Here is a 16831-nt window from a genome sequence, read left to right as displayed (position 1 = left end):
TCATCGATCGCCTGCCGCCCGCGGCCCTCGGCCGGGTGTCCGCGTCGGCAGCCCGGCCTGGCCCGTAGGGTACGGGCGATCGGGCCGGGTTGGGCAACTCTGGCACACAATGCTCGATGATCATTTCGGGGCCTGCGAACGGGACTGCCCGATTGGGACGGATACCGGGCGGTATCTGCTCCGATCCGGACCGGACCGGAGCAGATGTTCATCTGTTCTTGACGTCCGACGGCCGCTCAGAAGTTCCCCCGGCCGTTCACCGCCCGGGGCCGGGCCGGGCTCAGACCGCCGGCGGCGGCCCGTCGATCGGCCGGCCGGCCACGCCGGGCCACCTCTGCCAGGGGTACGGACCGCCGGCCGGGCGGTACTCCACCCCGAGCGCGTCCAGTACCTCCAGGTGGGAGGCCATCCGGCGCTCGAAGCCGGCGTAGTCCCGCGCGGCCGGGTCGGCGGGCAGGGCGGACCAGGCGACCTCGGCGAAGGCGGCGAGCCGGGGGAAGGCCCGGTAGTCGATGTCCCGGGCGCTGTCCGTGAACTCGCTCCACAGGTTGGCCTGGGTGCCGATCACCCGCCGGGCCGCGGCCTCGTCCAGTTCGGCCGGCACCGGCTCGAAGCGGTAGACGTCCTCCAGGGTCCGCACGAAGCCGACCGGGATCGGCTCGTCCGGGCCGTCGGCCTGCCGGTGGTCGAGGTAGACGTGCTGCTCGGGGCACATCACCACGTCGTGCCCGGCCCGCGCGGCGGCGATCCCTCCGCCGAAGCCCCGCCAGGACGAGACCGCGGCTCGCGAGCGCCACCCCGCCCCGGGACGCCCGGCGGCCGGCACTGCCGCGCCCGTCGGCGGGGCGGCGACGGCCAGGCCGCCCTCCAGGATCTCGTCCCAGCCGATCAGCCGGCGGCCGCGGTCGGCCAGCCAGCGGTCGAAGTGCCGGATCAGGTGGCTCTGCAGCTCGTCCTCGTTGGCCAGGCCCAGCTCCCGGATCCGCGCCTGGGCGGCCGGGCTCTCCTTCCACTGCTCCTTCGGGCACTCGTCGCCGCCGAGGTGGATGAACTCGGACGGGAAGACCTCCAGGACCTCCTCCAGCACGCCCTCGAAGAAGCGCAGCGTGGCCTCGGAGGGGTTGAGCACGTTGTGGCTGACGCCCCAGTCGGTCCAGACGCCCAGCGCAGCGGTGTCCACCACGTCGGTGTTCCCCAGCTCCGGGTAGGCGGCGACGGCCGCCTGGGTGTGGCCCGGCAGGTCGATCTCCGGGACGACGGTGACCGCCCGCTCGGCGGCGTACGCGACGATCTCGCGCAGGTCGTCCTGGGTGTAGAAGCCGCCGTGCGGCCGGTCGTCGCGCCGCTGCCCGGCCCGGTAGCCGACCATCGAACGCTCGCGCCAGGAGGCCCGCTCGGTGAGCCGCGGGTAGCGCTTGATCTCCACCCGCCAGCCCTGGTCGTCGGTCAGGTGCAGGTGCAGCACGTTGAGCTTGTGCGCGGAGAGCTGGTCGACGAAGCGCAGCACGTCGGCCTTGGGCAGGAAGTGCCGGGCGACGTCCAGCAGCGCGCCGCGCCAGCCGAAGCGCGGGGCGTCCTCGATGTCGGCGCCCGGGAGCACCCAGCCGCCGTCGCGCAGCGGCGCCCGCCGGTAGGCGTCCGGGCCGAGCAGCCGGCGCAGCGTCTGCGCACCCCAGAGCGCGCCGGCCGGGCCGCCGGCGGTGATCACGGCACGGCCCGGGCGCACCGAGAGCCGGTACGCCTCGCCGGCCAGCGCCTCGTCGTGGACCAGCTCGATGCCCTCACCGGGCCGCCCGGGGGTGAGCGGAAGGCCGGTCGCGGCCGTCAGCGCGGACCGCAGCCACCGCTCCGCCCCGGCCAGTGCGGGCGGGGCGGTGAGGGTGGTGGCGTGGTCGAGCGGGAAGTCCCGGTCCGGGAGGCGGACGGAGCCCAGGGGGGCGGGGATGAGGTCCATCCCGTCATCCTGCCCCCGGCGCGGTCAACTGGCATAGACCAATCCGCGAACGTGTCGCGATGCGGAACGGTCCGGGCCGGGCGGTCCGCTACTTGTCGCCGTCGCCGCCCTGCGGCTTGCCGATGCCGTCGTAGATCTCCTTGCACATCGGGCAGACCGGGTACTTCTTCGGGTCGCGTCCGGGGACCCACACCTTGCCGCAGAGCGCCACCACGGGAGACCCGGAGAGCGCGCTCTCCATGATCTTGTCCTTCTGGACGTAGTGCGCGAAGCGCTCGTGGTCGCCGTCCCCGTGGGACACCTGCGGGACGGGCTCGACCAGGGTGCCGGTGCCGAGGCCGCGCTCGGGCTCAAGAGTGCTCATGAGTGCCAAGTCTATGGGCGGTCCGGGAAACCCGGCCAGTGTCGGGCCCGGCGGCCGGTCGCCGCGGCCCCGGTCGGGCGGGGGGCACGGCCCGCCGGCGACCTCCGGGCTCAGTTCAGCGTGGGGTCGTCCGGGTACGTCGCCAGGAGCGCCAGCGGGCCGCGCTGGCGGCGCAGCACCGAGCGCCAGAGCCGCTCCGGCTCCGGGCTGGAGATGTCGCCCGGCTCACAGTCGACCAGGTACCAGGCGCCGGAGGAGATCTCCGCCTCCAGCTGCCCCGGCGACCAGCCCGCGTACCCGGCGAAGATCCGCAGCCCGCCCAGCTCGCCGGCCAGCACCTCGGGCGGCGCCTCCAGGTCCACCAGGCCGATCGCGCCGTGCACCCGCCGCCAGCCGAGCGGCTCGACGGTGCCCGGCTCCCCCGGCGCCACCGCCAGGCCGAGCGCCGAGTCCAGCGCCACCGGCCCGCCCTGGAACACCACGGCCGGCTGGCCGACCAGCCCGCCCCAGCCGTCCAGCACGCTGCCCACCTCGACCGGGGTCGGTCTGTTCAGCACGACACCGAGCGCCCCCTCGGCGTCGTGGTCGAGGAGGAGCACCACCGCCCGGGCGAAGTTCGGGTCGGTGAGCACGGGGGTCGCGACGAGCAAACGGCCGGTGTGGGACCGGTCTCCGTGCGAATGGGCCGCCGTCATGCCTCACATGATCCCGCAGAACGGCCGGGGGCGGACACCGCAACACGAAGGCCGTCCGGACCGCCGCCGCCACGCCGCGCGAACACCCGTACGGACGCACCGGCGGGCGCGGCACCACCCGGCGAGAGCACCATCACGGGAGAGGCTCACGGGAACCACCGGGACGCCCACTACCATCTACTGATGGTGGACGCCCTTATGCGGTGCCGACTCGGTCATGCCGGGGGCCCGAACGCGCCCGTACGACCGGTCCACCGCCCGGCTCCCGTTCCGGAGCCCCACCCACTCCTCTGGCACCCCGGATTGCGAGAACGATGACCGACGACGTCCTGCTGGTCCACGGCGGAAACCCGCTCGAAGGCGAAATCCGCGTCCGTGGTGCGAAGAACCTGGTCCCCAAGGCCATGGTCGCCGCCCTTCTCGGGCAGGGCCCCAGCAGACTGCGCAACGTCCCGGACATCCGTGACGTCAAGGTGGTCCGCGGACTGCTCCAGCTGCACGGTGTCACCGTGCGCACCGGTGACGAGGACGGCGAGCTGATCCTCGACCCGTCCCACGTGGAGAGCGCCAACGTCGCGGACATCGACGCGCACGCCGGCTCCTCGCGCATCCCGATCCTCTTCTGCGGCCCGCTGCTGCACCGCCTCGGCCACGCCTTCATCCCCGGCCTGGGCGGCTGCGACATCGGCGGCCGCCCGGTCGACTTCCACTTCGAGGTGCTCCGCCAGTTCGGCGCCAACATCGAGAAGCACCCGCAGGGCACCTACCTGGTCGCCCCGCAGCGCCTGCGCGGAACCCGGATCGAGCTGCCGTACCCGTCGGTCGGCGCCACCGAGCAGGTGCTGCTCACCGCCGTCCTCGCCGAGGGCGTCACCGAGCTGCGCAACGCGGCCATCGAGCCGGAGATCGTCGACCTGATCTGCGTGCTGCAGAAGATGGGCGCGATCATCTCGATGGGCACCGACCGGACCATCCTGATCACCGGCGTCGACGAGCTGGGCGGCTACACCCACCGCGCGCTGCCGGACCGCCTGGAGTCCGCCTCCTGGGCCTGCGCGGCGCTGGCCACCAAGGGCGACATCTACGTCCGCGGCGCCCGCCAGCTGGAGATGATGACCTTCCTCAACACCTTCCGGAAGGTCGGCGGCGCCTTCGAGGTGGACGACGAGGGCATCCGGTTCTGGCACCCGGGCGGCGAGCTCAAGGCGATCGCGCTGGAGACCGACGTCCACCCCGGCTTCCAGACCGACTGGCAGCAGCCGCTGGTGGTCGCGCTGACCCAGGCGACCGGCCTGTCCATCGTGCACGAGACGGTGTACGAGTCGCGGCTCGGCTTCACCGGCGCGCTGAACCAGATGGGCGCGCACATCCAGCTCTACCGCGAGTGCCTCGGCGCCACCCCGTGCCGCTTCGGCGCCCGCAACTTCCAGCACTCCGCGGTCGTCTCCGGCCCGTCCAAGCTGATCGGCTCCGAGCTGGTCATCCCGGACCTGCGCGGCGGCTTCTCGTACCTGATCGCGGCGCTGGCGGCCGAGGGCACCTCGACCGTGCACGGCATCGACCTGATCAACCGCGGCTACGAGAACTTCATGGAGAAGCTGCGGGACCTCGGCGCCCACGTCGAGCTGCCCGCCGGGCAGCTGGTCGACGCCTGACCGGCACCCCGCCTACGGCGAGAGGCCGGGCCCCCCGGAAGGGGAGCCCGGCCTCTCGGCGTTCAAGGGGTTGCTCAGGCGCCCTTGGCGGCTTCCTTGAGCTTGGAGCCCGCGCTCACCTTGGCGCTGTAGCCGGCCGCGATCTGGATCGGCTCGCCGGTCTGCGGGTTGCGGGCGGTGCGGGCAGCGCGGTGGGTGCGCTCGAAGGTCAGGAAACCGGGGATGGTGACCTTCTCGTCGCCCTTGGCGACGACCTCGCCGACGATCTCGGCGAAGGCGGCCAGAACGGCGTCGGCGTCCTTGCGGGTCACCTCGGCGCGCTCGGACAGCGCGGCCACCAGCTCACTGCGGTTCATGTGTACTCCTGTGGTCTGTTCGCTTGCGGTGTGCGGGGGCCCACCGGTGCTCCCACCGGGGGGCACCCGGATGGGCCGCAGGTCCGCACACTGTGCTCATGCAGGCAATGCGTGGTCGCAGGCCGGGTCCGTACCCGATGCCGCGCGCCGGAGCCTTCGAAGGCCCGCCCGCCTGCCTGGATACGAATCCTGCCCCGTCCGGCCCCGAGAAAGCCAATCGGGCCCCGGCCGGGCCACCCGAACATCGCCCGCCCGTTGGAGGTGTGACGCTCCGTCGGCTCCGGCGGACCGGGCGCGGACGGCGGTCGGGACGACTCGCCGGAAGACCAGGGGGACGTTCCGTACTTGTCGGACACGCCTGCCCCGTGCAGGGCTACCGTACGCCCTAGGACTGACAAGCCCAAACACGCCCCTCGCCCTTGTGTCGCAAGGGTTCGGGGCGGGCCTGGGTGGGTAAGCGCGCTATTCGGACATTTGGCCGATCCGCGACACGAGCCGCGGGGCCCCCGTCAGAGCTTGACGGCGGGGAAGGAGGCGGTGTCGAGCGTGCCGACGATGCCCGGGGTCGGACGGGCCGCCACGGGGGCCTCCTGAGCACCCGCCAGCGCGGCCTCGCGGACGGCGGAGGCCACCGTCTTGGCGACGTCCTTGTGGAAGACGCTGGGGATGATGTAGTTCGCGTTCAGCTCGTCGTCGGCGACGGTGGTGGCCAGCGCCCGGGCGGCGGCGATCATCATCTCGGTGTTGACCGTCCGGCTCTGGGCGTCCAGCAGGCCGCGGAAGACGCCCGGGAAGACCAGCACGTTGTTGATCTGGTTGGGGAAGTCGCTGCGGCCGGTGGCGACCACCGCGGCGGTCTGCCGGGCCACCGCCGGGTCGACCTCCGGGTCCGGGTTGGCCAGCGCGAAGACGATCGCGTCCTCCGCCATGGTGGCGATGTCGTCGCCGTCCAGCACGTTCGGGGCCGAGACGCCGATGAAGACGTCGGCGTTCGCGACGGCCTCCTTGAGGCTGCCGGTGCGGCCCGAGCGGTTGGTGTGGTCGGCGATCCAGCGCAGGTTCTCGTTGAGGTCGTCGCGGCCCTGGTGGACCACGCCCCGCACGTCCGCGACGGTGGCGTGCTCGACGCCGGCCGCCAGCAGCAGCTTGAGGATCGCGGTACCGGCTGCGCCGGCGCCCGACATGACGACCCGGATATCGCCGATCTGCTTGCCGACCACCTTGAGCGCGTTGGTGAGCGCCGCCAGCACCACGATCGCGGTGCCGTGCTGGTCGTCGTGGAAGACCGGGATGTCCAGCGCCTCGCGCAGCCGCGCCTCGATCTCGAAGCAGCGCGGTGCGGAGATGTCCTCCAGGTTGATGCCGGCGAAGCCCGGGGCGATCGCCTTGACGATGGCCACGATCTCGTCGGTGTCCTGGGTGTCCAGGCAGATCGGCCAGGCGTCGATGCCCGCGAAGCGCTTGAACAGGGCCGCCTTGCCCTCCATCACCGGCAGCGCGGCGGCCGGGCCGATGTTCCCCAGGCCGAGCACCGCGGAGCCGTCGGTGACCACGGCGACGCTGTTGCGCTTGATGGTGAGGCGGCGGGCGTCCTCGGGGTTCTCGGCGATCGCCATGCAGACCCGGGCGACACCCGGGGTGTAGATCATGCTGAGGTCGTCACGGTTGCGGATCGGCAGCTTCGAGGACATCTCGATCTTGCCGCCGAGGTGCATCAGGAAGGTACGGTCGGAGACCTTGCCGATCGACACGCCGTCGATGGTGCGGAGCTTCTCGACGATCTCCTCACCGTGGGCGACGGACGAGGCCGCGACCGTCACGTCGATCCGCAGCGCCTCCAGGCCGGAGGCGGTGACGTCGAGGCCGGTGACGGAACCGCCCGAGGACTCGACCGCCGTGGTGATCGCACTGACGGCGTTGCCCCGGGCCGGGACTTCGAGCCGCACCGTGATCGAGTTGGAGACACTGGGCACCGTCGCCATCGACGCTTCCTTCTTCCGTCCATCGGCAGGCTCAACATTTTGTTGAAGGCATCGCCTGCGCATGCTAGACCTCGATCGTCGCACCTTCCAAGGGGTAGCCAGAAATAACGTTCATTGAGTGTGCGGATCCGACAACTTCTTGCCTCTCCGGGCCGATGCGTTACATTGGACGGGACACCGGCTCGATCCAAGCCCCCGGGCCCAACCTTCGTCCCTTCGAGGGACCACTTGCCGCGAGGCGAGCATGGCGGGTCGGTGTCATCTAACGTCTGAAGGCCCCTCACCATCGGTGAGGGGCCTTCGCCGTCCCGGCGGACCGACCGTCAGCCGTGCAGCAGCGCGGGCACTCCGGCCGCGTCCGGCAGGTCGTCCGGGCCGGAGAGCACGGTCAGCCGCTGGGTCGCCCGGGTCAGCGCCACGTAGAGCACCCGCAGGCCGGCCTCCGACTCACCGGCGATCCCGGTCGGGTCGGCCACCACGGTCGCGTCGTACTCCAGGCCCTTGGCCTCCAGGCTGCCCAGCGCCACCGCACGCTCGCCCAGGCCCTCGGTCCAGCCGGCCGCCTCGGCCCGGCGGTCCATCGGCACGACGACCGCCACGGTGCCGTCCACCTCCGCCAGCAGCCGCTCCAGCTCGGCCCGGGCCGCCGCGCCGAAGGCCTCCGGCGAGGGGTCGGCGACGGCGGCGAACCGCGGCTCCACGCCGACGTGGCGCACCGCGCTCGGCGACGGCGTGCCCGGCGCGGCCAGTGCCAGCACCTTCGCCGCCACCTCGGCGATCTCGGCCGGGTTCCGGTAGTTCACGGTCAGCGTGTAGCGGCGGCGCGGCTTGCCGGAGAGCACCTCGTCCAGCGCGGCCTGCGCCTCCCGGGGGAACGGCCAGGAGGACTGTGCCGGGTCGCCGACGATGGTCCAGGTGGCCGTCCGGGCCCGGCGGCCGATCATCCGCCACTGCATCGGCGTGAGGTCCTGCGCCTCGTCGACGATCACGTGGGCGTACTCGGTGCGCTCCACCGGCACCCGCTCACGCTGTCTGGAGCTGCGGTCGGCGAAGGTGGTGACCTCCTCCAGTCCGCTCAGCAGGTCCACCGCGTCCACCTCGCGGACCTTCGGCCGGGCCGCCTCGCCGAGCAGCACCTGGAGCTCGTCCACCAGCGCCACGTCGTGCGCCGAGAGCGCGCCCTCGCCGCGGCCGTCCAGGTGCCGCCAGGACGCGGCCAGCACCTTCGCCTCCTCCGGCGTGACCGCGCGGCGGGCGATCCGGTTGGTGTGGCGGCTCTGCTTCAGCGTGCCGAGCACCCCGCGCGGGGTCAGGGCGGGCCACCAGGCGTCCAGGAAGTCCAGGAACGGCGCCTCGTCCGAGACGTACTCGTCGAACGCCTCCTTCTCCTCCTGGCGCTGCTCGCGGGCGTAGTGGTCGGCGGGCTTGGGCAGGTGCCGGGTGGCCTCCTGCCAGAGCGCGTCCAGCAGCAGCCGGCGGGCGCGCGGGCGCAGCAGGTTCAGCGGGGTGCCGCCGGAGCCGATCACGTGGCCGCGCACGGCCTTCAGCCGGCCCGCGTCCAGCCGCAGCACCTCGCCGCGGGCGACCACCTTGAGCTCCTGCGGGGCGCGCAGCTCCAGCGTGCCCCGGGCGGCCCGGCGCAGCAGCTGGACCATCCGGGCCGAGCCCTTGATCCGGGCCGCCTCCGGGGTGTCGTAGGTGCCCGCCTCGATGCCGTCCACCAGCGAGCCGACCGCGCGGATGGCGACCTGGCCCTCCTCGCCGAGCGCGGGCAGCACGCCCTCGGTGTACGAGACCAGCAGCGGGGTCGGGGAGACCACCAGAATGCCCCCGGCGTAGCGGCGCCGGTCCTGGTAGAGCAGGAAGGCGGCACGGTGCAGGGCGACGGCGGTCTTGCCGGTGCCGGGGCCGCCGGTGACCAGGGTGGCGCCGGCCGCGGCGGCGCGGATCACCTCGTCCTGCTCCCGCTGGATGGACGAGACGATGTCGCGCATCGAGTGGCTGCGGGCCCGGCCGAGCGAGGCCATCAGCGCGCCGTCGCCGACCACCGCCAGCTCGCGGCCGTCGAGGGTGGGGGTGAGGTCGGGGCGGAGCAGGTCGTCCTCGACGCCGACCACCTTGCGGCCCTTGGAGCGGATCACCCGACGGCGGATGACCCGGCCCGGCTCCACCGGGGTGGAGCGGTAGAACGGCGCAGCCGCGGGCGCCCGCCAGTCGATCACCAACGGGCCGTACTCCGCGTCCAGCACCCCGAGCCGGCCGATGTGGAGGGTCTCCGCGACGGCCGGGTCGGCCGGGTCGAGCGGGGTGTTGGAGGGGATGCCGTGCTCCTCCGGGGCATCGGCCTGCTGGAGGTCGATCCGGCCGAACAGGAAGTCCTCGAACTCGTTGTTGAGCCGCTGGAGGTGCGCACCGGCCCGGTAGACCTGGGCGTCGCGCTCGGCGAGCGCGCCGGGGGTGCCGACGTGCACGCGCCTGGCGGCGTCCTCCAGGATGTACTCGGCCTCGGCGAGCTTCTCCTCCAGACGGTGGTAGACCGTGTCGAGGTGGCGCTGCTCGCCGGCGATCTCGCGCTCGCGGACGGTCTCGGAGTCGGTGGCGGCGGTGGTGTCCGTGTTGCTCTGCATGGCCTCGGTGGTTGAAGCGGGAGTCCGGCTCTGGGAAACGAGCGGACGGAAGATCCTACGCCGTCAGCCCCGCCGCGCGCCGCACCGGGAGCCGGGAAAACGTGAAGGCCGCCCCCCGCGGTGCGGTGGACGGCCTTCACTGTGAACATGGGGTGGTGGAGATGCCGGGAATCGAACCCGGGTCCAGTGGAGTGGATTCAGGACTTCTCCGAGCGCAGTCCGCTGTGAGTTTCTCGGCCCTGGCGGTCACGCGGACAAGCCGCCAACAGGCCCAGCTGCTGTTTGATTTCCCATCCACCCCCGCAGCCCGGGCGGACGGTTGAGTTCCCTAGATTATGCCAGGGTCCGGGTCGGGAACTCCCCGGTCTGACACCCAAGCGCTATCGGTGCTTATTAGGCAGCGAGAGCGAACTGCTGGGAATCGCTCTTAGAGTTGGCGATTATTTGTTTGCGACAGATGGTTAACGAGATCATTGCCGCGTTCCTCGGCTCGCTTCTCCTGTTTCGACGTCCCCTGTCGAAACCGATCATCCCCATGTTTTGTTGAGAAACAGCTCGGACGGTGGCCGTCCGTGTTGCTGGCGCCATAGTACGCGAGGCGGCTGGCGAGGGTCCAGCGGATTAACTCCGCGTCGCCGGGTCAGCCCTGGCGGCGCCGGGCCGCCGCAACGGCCCGGGCCGTCTCGCGGGTGTCCTGCTTCTCACGCAGCGTCTGGCGCTTGTCGTACAGCTTCTTGCCGACGGCGAGCGCGAGTTCGAGCTTCACCCGGCCGTCCTTGAAGTACAGCGAGAGCGGGACCAGGGTGTGGCCGGCGTCCCGGACCTTGGTCTCGATCTTGCGGATCTCCAGCTTGTGCAGCAGCAGCTTGCGCTTGCGCCGCGCCGCGTGGTTGGTCCACGTCCCCTGGGTGTACTCGGGGATGAAGACGTTGTCGATCCACGCCTCGTGGTTCTGGATGTAGGCGTAGCCGTCGACCAGGTTGGCCCGCCCCTCCCGCAGCGACTTGACCTCGGTGCCGGTGAGCACGAGGCCGCACTCGTAGGTGTCGAGGATGGTGTACTCGTGCCGCGCCTTCTTGTTCTGCGCGATCAGCTTGTGTCCGGTTTCCTTTGCCATAACACGGGCATTCTCGCACCTCCGCCCGGGTCGGGGCAGCCCCTTTAGGTGCGCGTCCCCAGCCCGGCGAGCACCCGCAGCGCGAGCGCCGCGGCGTCCTCGGTGCCGGCCGCGGGCACGTCCGGGGTCAGGCCGCCGCCCTCCGGCGACCGGCCGGACGGCGTGAAGTAGCGGCCGACGGTCAGCTCCAGCACCGCGCCGTCGGCGAGCCGGCTGGGCTGCTGGACGGTGCCCTTGCCGAAGGTCCGGGCGCCGACCACGACGGCCCGGCTGCGGTCCTGGAGGGCGCCGGTGAGCAGCTCGGCCGCGCTCATGGTGCCGCCGTCCACCAGCACCACCAGCGGGGTCCGCTGGTCGCCGCCGGCCGGGGCGGTCAGCTCCCGGGTCTCGCCGCGCTCCTGGTAGGAGCCGATCGGGCCGCCGTCCAGGAAGGCCGCGGCGGTGCCGGCGGCCTCCTCGACCAGCCCGCCGGAGTTGCCGCGCAGGTCGAGCACCACGCCGGAGTGCGGGCCGCGCAGGGCGGCGCGCACCTGTTCGGCCACGCCGCTGGTGAAGGCCCGCACGGCGATCCGGACGACGCCCCGGTCCAGCCGCTCGACCGCGACCTGCTGGCTGTCCAGCAGTGCCCGGCGCAGCCGGACCTCGCGGACCTCGCCCTCGTCGCGCTGGACGGCCAGCACAACCTCCGAGCCGACCTGGCGCTCGCCCTCGCGCCCGCGCAGCCGGGCCACCACCTCGGTGACCGGCAGGCGGTCGGCCTGGTCCGTCCCGATCCGCAGCAGCCGGTCGCCCGCCGCGATCCCGGCCTCGGCCGCCGGCCCGCCCGGCTGCACCTGCGAGACGGCGGTCACGCCGTCCTGGCCGCGGCCGACCGAGAGCCCCACGCCCAGGTAGCGGCCGTCCAGGCCCTGGCTGAACTCGGCGTACTCCTGCGCGCTGTAGTAGGCCCCCCAGCGGTCGCCGCTGGCGCCGATCAGGTGCTCGGCCTGCTGCTCGGAGAGCGCGGCGCCGGCCGGGTCCTGTCCGGCCGCGAGGGTGGCGACGGCGGCCGGGGCAGCGTCGGCGGACACCCGCCGCCCGGGCGCGCCCGAGTCGCCCCAGGCGCCGGCCGCGGCGCCGGCCAGCAGCACGGCGCCGAACACCAGGCTGAGGGTGGCCGCCTGACGTGCCCTGCGCGGAGTTTCTGGCATGGCATCGGAGTGTAGGCGCAGCGCGCCGCGCGGCGGGCCGGAACGGGTGACGGCGGAACGCCGACGGCCCCGTACGGCGCAGTGCCGTACGGGGCCGTCGGGGCCGGCGGGGTCAGACCTTGAGGTACTTGCGGAGGGTGAAGAAGGCCGCGATGCCGGCCATGCCCATACCGACCACCACCAGCAGCGGTATCACCGCCAGCACCGAGCCGAGCCCGATGAAGTGGATGAACTGCACCCGGTCGGCCAGCCAGTTGTGGACGAAGAAGTGCCCGCCGAGCAGCAGGCCGGAGGCCATGACCGCGCCGAGCAGCGCGGCGAACGCGGCCTCGGCGATGAACGGCATCTGGACGTAGAAGTTCGAGGCGCCGACCAGACGCATGATGCCCGTCTCGCGCCGGCGGCTGTACGCCGACACCCGGACGGTGTTGACGATCAGCAGCAGGGCCACGAAGAGCATCAGCACCATGATCACGAACGCCGCGGTCTGCAGACCGTTCAGCAGGCCGAAGAGGTTCTCCAGGATCTTCCGCTGGTCCTCGACCGACTTCACGCCGGGCTTGCCGGCGAAGGCGCTCTGGATGACGTCGTACTTGGTGGGGTCCTTGAGCTTCACCCGCCAGGACTGCGGGATCGCCTCGGGGCCGAGGACGGAGATGAGCGGGTTCTCCGGGTTCATCTCCTTCCAGTGCTTGTACGCCTCCGTCGAGTTCTCGAAGGTCGACGACTGGACCACCGAGTCCATCTTGTCCAGCTGGGACTTGATGTCGGCGATCTGCTGGTCGGTGGCCGCGCCCGCCTGGCACTGCGGCGAGTTGCGGGCGTCCGACTTCGTGCAGAAGTAGATGCTCACCTCGACCTTGTCGTACCAGTACCCCTTCATGGAGTTCACCTGGTCACGGACCAGGAGGGAGGCACCGGCGAGGGCGAGGGAGAGCGCGACGCTGACGACGACCGCGATGGTCATCGTCAGGTTGCGGCGGAGACCCACACCGATCTCCGACAGGACGAACTGGGCGCGCATGCGTTCAACAACTCCAGGGTCGGTACTGCTGGTCTGGCGAGACGGCCGGCGGCCTACGGGATCAGTGCTGGTACCCGTAGACGCCGCGGGCCTGGTCGCGGACCAGCAGCCCCTTGTCGAGCTCGATCACGCGCTTGCGCATCTGGTCGACGATGGCCTGGTCGTGCGTGGCCATCAGCACCGTGGTCCCGGTGCGGTTGATGCGGTCGAGCAGCTTCATGATGCCGACCGAGTTCTGCGGGTCGAGGTTGCCGGTGGGCTCGTCCGCGATCAGCAGCATCGGGCGGTTCACGAACGCCCTGGCGATCGCGACGCGCTGCTGCTCACCACCGGAGAGCTCGCCGGGCATGCGGTCCTCCTTGCCGCCGAGGCCGACCAGGTCGAGCACCTCGGGCACCACCTTGTTGATGGCGCTCTTGGGCTTGCCGATCACCTCGAGGGCGAAGGCCACGTTCTGCGCGACCGTCTTGTTCGGCAGCAGGCGGAAGTCCTGGAAGACGGTGCCCAGCTGGCGGCGCATGTGCGGCACCTTCCAGTTGGACAGCTTGCCCAGGTCCTTGCCGAGCACGTGCACCTCGCCGGTGCTGGGGCGCTCCTCGCGCAGGCACAGGCGCAGGAAGGTGGACTTGCCCGAGCCGGACGAGCCGACCAGGAAGACGAACTCACCCTTCTCGATCTCCAGCGAGACGTTGTCCAGGGCGGGACGATTCTGCTTGGGATAGGTCTTGGAGACGTTGTCGAATCTGATCACGGCTGCATCACGGGGGCCATCCTAGGCGGCGCCAGTCCTCGGTCGATCCACCCCAGGGCCGCCCGGCCCGGGGACGGGCGGAGGGAGCGGAAGGGCCGCTCCCGGCTTGGGACCATACGCGAACCGGCACCGGGCTCGCAGGGCCCGCCCGCGACATTTGGCGAAACCTGGGGGACAATGCCCCGTTATGCCCGGAAAATTAGGAGGCATCTCACAGCGCGGGGGCCGGAACGCCCGGAACCTGGCAGAGTGGAGGTGGTGGCCGTGACCGGCCGCTCCCCCGCACAGGGCACGAGAAGGAACCAAAGCCCCGTCCGGTGCGTTGGCTCAGCAGCAAGGAGGAGATCGCATGACTTGCGACCATCTGGTGTGCGCCAACTGCAACGGCCGCGTGAGCGAGGGCCGGTGCCCGGTGTGCCGCGCCAACCGGGCGCGACTGCAGGAGCAGCACGGTCCGTTCGCCGCGCTCTCGCCCGCGATGCTGCTGGCCCTGCTGGCCGGACTGCTCGCGGTGGCGCTGATCGCCCGCCAGGCACTGGCCTGACGCATCGGACGTACGAAAGGGCCCCCCGACCGGTGTCGGGGGGCCCTTTCGACGTCCTGACCGCTACGCGGCGGTCTCGCGCTGCTTGCGCCAGCGGATGCCGGCCTCGATGAAGCCGTCGATGTCGCCGTCCAGCACACCCTGCGGGTTGCCGACCTCGTACTCGGTGCGGACGTCCTTGACCATCTGGTACGGGTGCAGCACGTAGGAGCGCATCTGGTTGCCCCAGGAGCTGCCGCTGTCCTTGAGCGCGTCCATCGCCGCCCGCTCCTCCTGGCGGCGCCGCTCCAGCAGCTTGGCCTGGAGGACGTTCATCGCGGACGCCTTGTTCTGGATCTGCGAGCGCTCGTTCTGGCAGGAGACCACGACGCCGGTCGGGATGTGCGTGATGCGCACCGCCGAGTCGGTCGTGTTGACGCCCTGGCCGCCGGGGCCGGAGGCGCGGTACACGTCGATGCGCAGCTCCGACTCGTCGATGTCGACGTGGTCGGACTGCTCGACGACCGGGAGGACCTCGACACCGGCGAACGAGGTCTGCCGGCGGCCCTGGTTGTCGAACGGCGAGATGCGGACCAGGCGGTGCGTGCCCTGCTCGACCGAGAGCGTGCCGTAGGCGTACGGGGCCTTGACGGTGAAGGTCGCGGACTTGATGCCGGCCTCCTCCGCGTACGAGGTGTCGTACACCTCGGTCGGGTACCCGTGCCGCTCGGCCCAGCGCAGGTACATGCGCATCAGCTGCTCGGCGAAGTCGGCGGCGTCCACGCCACCGGCCTCGGCGCGGATGTTGATCAGTGCCTCGCGGGCGTCGTACTCGCCGGAGAGGAGGGTGCGGACCTCCAGCTCCTCGACCGCCTTCTTGACGGCCGCCAGCTCGTTCTCGGCCTCGACGCGGGTGTCCGCGTCGTCCTCGGCCTCGGCGAGCTCGAACAGGACGCCGAGGTCCTCGATTCGGCCGCGCAGGTTCTCGACCCGGCGCAGCTCGCCCTGGAGGAAGGAGAGCCGGCTGGTCACCTTCTGCGCGTTCGCGACGTCGTCCCACAGGTCGGGGGCGGCTGCCTCCTCCTCCAGGCGCGCGATGTCGGCCCGGATCTTGTCCAGGTCGAGGACGGCCTCGATCGACCCCATGGTCGTTTCGAGGTTCTTGAGCTCTTCGGAAGGATCGACGGCTGCCACGCCCCCCAGGGTAATGGTTCCGGGGGTGGTCATGACGACACCGGGGTCCTCCGGTCCGCTACGGGGCCCGCGGGGCGGTGGAGTGGACCGCCGGACGGGCCGGGTGGCCGGCGTCCGGGGCGGTCGCGGCGAAGGCCGTCCAGGCCGCCGCGGCACCGGCCAGCAGCAGGACGACGGCCAGCAGCACGGCCAGCACCCGGCGGCGGCGCAGCAGGGCCTGGCGGTCCCGCCGGTGGGCGGCGCCGGGGGCGGTGCGCTGGGCGCGGGACTCCGCCGCGTAGGAGGCCAGCTCCTCGGCGGAGGGGCGGCGCAGGCTGGTGTGGGTGTCGCGGGTGGAGTCGGGGGCGGCGCCGGGCACCAGCGGGACGGCCGGGCCGCGGCGGCGCTTGTGGGTGCCGGGGCCGGCGTCCACCTCGGCGTAGACCGCCTCGCCGGGGGTCAGCGCCTCCTCCGCCGGGGCGCGGCCCTGCTGCGGGATCGCCAGCACCGGCAGCCCGGCCAGCGCGGGCAGCTGCTCGCGCAGCCGGTCGGCCAGCTCGGCGGCGCGCAGCCGGGAGGCCGGGGCCTTGGCCAGGCACTCGGCGATGATCCGCCAGAGCCCTTCGGGCAGGCCGGGCACCGGCGGCACCTGCTCGGTGACGTGGCGGCGCAGCACCGCGCCGGTGTGGCCGCCGCCGAACGGGGTGAAGCCGGCCAGCAGCTCGTACAGGACGGTGGCGAGGGCGTAGATGTCGACGGCCGCGCGCGGCTCCAGGCCCTCGATGATCTCGGGCGCGAGGTAGTCGGGGGTGCCGATGATCCGGGTGGCCCTGGTCCGGCGCGGGGCGTCGACCAGGCGGGCCACGCCGAAGTCGGTCAGCTTGGCGCGCGGGGCGCCGCCGGGGCCGGGGACGGCGGCGAGGTCGAGCAGGACGTTCTCGGGCTTGACGTCGCGGTGGACGATGCCGGCGGCGTGCGCGGCGGCCAGGCCGTCGGCGACGTCCGCGATGATCGAGACGGCGGTCTGCGGGGCGAGCGCGCCGTCGCGCTCCAGCCGGGAGCGCAGGTCGGTGCCCTGGACCAGCTCCATGACCAGGGCGAGGTCGCTGCCGTCGACGACCATGTCGCGGACGCCGACCACCCGGGGGTGGTCGAGGCTGGTCAGCGCGGCGCGCTCCTGGACGAAGCGGCCGACCAGCACCTGGTCGGAGGCGAGGTCCTCGCGCAGCAGCTTGACCGCCACCGGGCCGTCCGGCCCCTCGCCGAGCCAGACCGTCCCGGCCGAGCCGCGGCCGATCACCTGGTGGACGGTGTAGCGGCTGCCGATCTTGCGTGCCAATGCTGCTCCGTGGGCGGCGGGAGCGCACCGGGAGGGTCCGGGGCGCTCGGTGGGGCGGGACAACAGCGACCAACCTACGCG

14 protein-coding genes and 1 other RNA gene are annotated in these 16831 nt (G+C 72.3%); 2 read left to right on the top strand and 13 right to left on the bottom strand.

Features of this window, described 5'->3' with window-relative positions:
• Positions 1–280 precede the first annotated feature (280 nt).
• The 3 genes from ACIPSC_RS25280 to ACIPSC_RS25270 form a co-directional block, all read right to left on the bottom strand.
• On the bottom strand, positions 281–1954 hold the full coding sequence (locus ACIPSC_RS25280) for a beta-N-acetylhexosaminidase (protein WP_400828341.1): 1674 nt from the start codon (positions 1952–1954) through the stop codon (positions 281–283).
• Between the two features lie 88 nt (positions 1955–2042).
• Entirely contained in the window at positions 2043–2318 is a 276-nt protein-coding gene (locus ACIPSC_RS25275) for a DUF3039 domain-containing protein (protein ID WP_238862815.1), read from the bottom strand.
• Between the two features lie 110 nt (positions 2319–2428).
• Positions 2429–3013 carry a YqgE/AlgH family protein gene (locus ACIPSC_RS25270; protein WP_238862816.1) on the bottom strand — a complete coding sequence of 195 codons (585 nt, stop codon included), beginning with the start codon at positions 3011–3013 and terminating at the stop codon, positions 2429–2431.
• Between the two features lie 314 nt (positions 3014–3327).
• Here ACIPSC_RS25270 and murA point away from each other — a divergent pair, with 314 nt between their 5' ends.
• Positions 3328–4668, top strand: coding sequence for a UDP-N-acetylglucosamine 1-carboxyvinyltransferase (gene murA / locus ACIPSC_RS25265; protein WP_400828340.1), 1341 nt, complete (start codon positions 3328–3330; stop codon positions 4666–4668).
• A 74-nt stretch (positions 4669–4742) separates the two neighbouring features.
• Here murA and ACIPSC_RS25260 read toward each other — a convergent pair whose 3' ends face one another.
• From ACIPSC_RS25260 to ftsE, 8 genes are all read right to left on the bottom strand, one after another.
• The gene (locus ACIPSC_RS25260; RefSeq protein WP_030059737.1) at positions 4743–5024 is read right to left on the bottom strand and encodes an HU family DNA-binding protein; all 282 of its coding nucleotides are present in this window, start codon (positions 5022–5024) and stop codon (positions 4743–4745) included.
• Positions 5025–5533: 509 nt separating this feature from the next.
• Positions 5534–7006, bottom strand: a complete 1473-nt coding sequence (locus tag ACIPSC_RS25255) for an NAD-dependent malic enzyme (RefSeq protein ID WP_400828339.1) — start codon at positions 7004–7006, stop codon at positions 5534–5536.
• Positions 7007–7329: 323 nt separating this feature from the next.
• Positions 7330–9633 (bottom strand): HelD family protein, encoded by a 2304-nt coding sequence (locus tag ACIPSC_RS25250; RefSeq protein ID WP_400828338.1) that lies wholly within the window; start codon positions 9631–9633, stop codon positions 7330–7332.
• Between the two features lie 153 nt (positions 9634–9786).
• Positions 9787–10168, bottom strand: a transfer-messenger RNA (tmRNA) gene (gene ssrA / locus ACIPSC_RS25245).
• A 105-nt stretch (positions 10169–10273) separates the two neighbouring features.
• On the bottom strand, positions 10274–10750 hold the full coding sequence (gene smpB, locus ACIPSC_RS25240) for an SsrA-binding protein SmpB (RefSeq protein ID WP_363571207.1): 477 nt from the start codon (positions 10748–10750) through the stop codon (positions 10274–10276).
• Positions 10751–10794: 44 nt separating this feature from the next.
• On the bottom strand, positions 10795–11940 hold the full coding sequence (locus ACIPSC_RS25235; protein ID WP_400828337.1) for a S41 family peptidase: 1146 nt from the start codon (positions 11938–11940) through the stop codon (positions 10795–10797).
• 112 nt (positions 11941–12052) lie between these two features.
• On the bottom strand, positions 12053–12964 hold the full coding sequence (ftsX, locus tag ACIPSC_RS25230) for a permease-like cell division protein FtsX (RefSeq protein WP_238862822.1): 912 nt from the start codon (positions 12962–12964) through the stop codon (positions 12053–12055).
• A 61-nt stretch (positions 12965–13025) separates the two neighbouring features.
• Positions 13026–13715 (bottom strand): cell division ATP-binding protein FtsE, encoded by a 690-nt coding sequence (gene ftsE, locus ACIPSC_RS25225; RefSeq protein ID WP_148644607.1) that lies wholly within the window; start codon positions 13713–13715, stop codon positions 13026–13028.
• A gap of 349 nt (positions 13716–14064) precedes the next feature.
• On the opposite strand from ftsE, the gene ACIPSC_RS25220 reads away from it, so the two are divergent.
• Positions 14065–14259 (top strand): hypothetical protein, encoded by a 195-nt coding sequence (locus tag ACIPSC_RS25220; RefSeq protein WP_238862823.1) that lies wholly within the window; start codon positions 14065–14067, stop codon positions 14257–14259.
• A 63-nt stretch (positions 14260–14322) separates the two neighbouring features.
• Here ACIPSC_RS25220 and prfB read toward each other — a convergent pair whose 3' ends face one another.
• Both prfB and ACIPSC_RS25210 read right to left on the bottom strand, forming a co-directional pair.
• Positions 14323–15432, bottom strand: a complete 1110-nt coding sequence (gene prfB / locus ACIPSC_RS25215) for a peptide chain release factor 2 (RefSeq protein ID WP_400828336.1) — start codon at positions 15430–15432, stop codon at positions 14323–14325.
• A gap of 58 nt (positions 15433–15490) precedes the next feature.
• Positions 15491–16750 (bottom strand): serine/threonine-protein kinase, encoded by a 1260-nt coding sequence (locus ACIPSC_RS25210; protein ID WP_400828335.1) that lies wholly within the window; start codon positions 16748–16750, stop codon positions 15491–15493.
• Positions 16751–16831: the final 81 nt, after the last annotated feature.

It is taken from the genome of Kitasatospora sp. NPDC090091, assembly GCF_044747365.1.
Taxonomy (GTDB): domain Bacteria; phylum Actinomycetota; class Actinomycetes; order Streptomycetales; family Streptomycetaceae; genus Kitasatospora.
The sequence above is the reverse complement of the archived record's forward strand: the minus strand, read 5'-3'. Positions and strand labels throughout refer to the sequence as shown.

Coding starts and splice junctions, on each gene's coding strand:
- ACIPSC_RS25220 (WP_238862823.1), top strand. CDS start 14,065: ATGACTTGCGACCATCTGGTGTGCGCCAACTGCAACGGCCGCGTGAGC.
- ACIPSC_RS25275 (WP_238862815.1), bottom strand. CDS start 2,318: ATGAGCACTCTTGAGCCCGAGCGCGGCCTCGGCACCGGCACCCTGGTC.
- murA (WP_400828340.1), top strand. CDS start 3,328: ATGACCGACGACGTCCTGCTGGTCCACGGCGGAAACCCGCTCGAAGGC.
- smpB (WP_363571207.1), bottom strand. CDS start 10,750: ATGGCAAAGGAAACCGGACACAAGCTGATCGCGCAGAACAAGAAGGCG.
- ftsX (WP_238862822.1), bottom strand. CDS start 12,964: ATGCGCGCCCAGTTCGTCCTGTCGGAGATCGGTGTGGGTCTCCGCCGC.
- ACIPSC_RS25280 (WP_400828341.1), bottom strand. CDS start 1,954: ATGGACCTCATCCCCGCCCCCCTGGGCTCCGTCCGCCTCCCGGACCGG.
- ACIPSC_RS25235 (WP_400828337.1), bottom strand. CDS start 11,940: ATGCCAGAAACTCCGCGCAGGGCACGTCAGGCGGCCACCCTCAGCCTG.
- ACIPSC_RS25255 (WP_400828339.1), bottom strand. CDS start 7,006: ATGGCGACGGTGCCCAGTGTCTCCAACTCGATCACGGTGCGGCTCGAA.
- ACIPSC_RS25250 (WP_400828338.1), bottom strand. CDS start 9,633: ATGCAGAGCAACACGGACACCACCGCCGCCACCGACTCCGAGACCGTC.
- ACIPSC_RS25260 (WP_030059737.1), bottom strand. CDS start 5,024: ATGAACCGCAGTGAGCTGGTGGCCGCGCTGTCCGAGCGCGCCGAGGTG.
- ACIPSC_RS25270 (WP_238862816.1), bottom strand. CDS start 3,013: ATGACGGCGGCCCATTCGCACGGAGACCGGTCCCACACCGGCCGTTTG.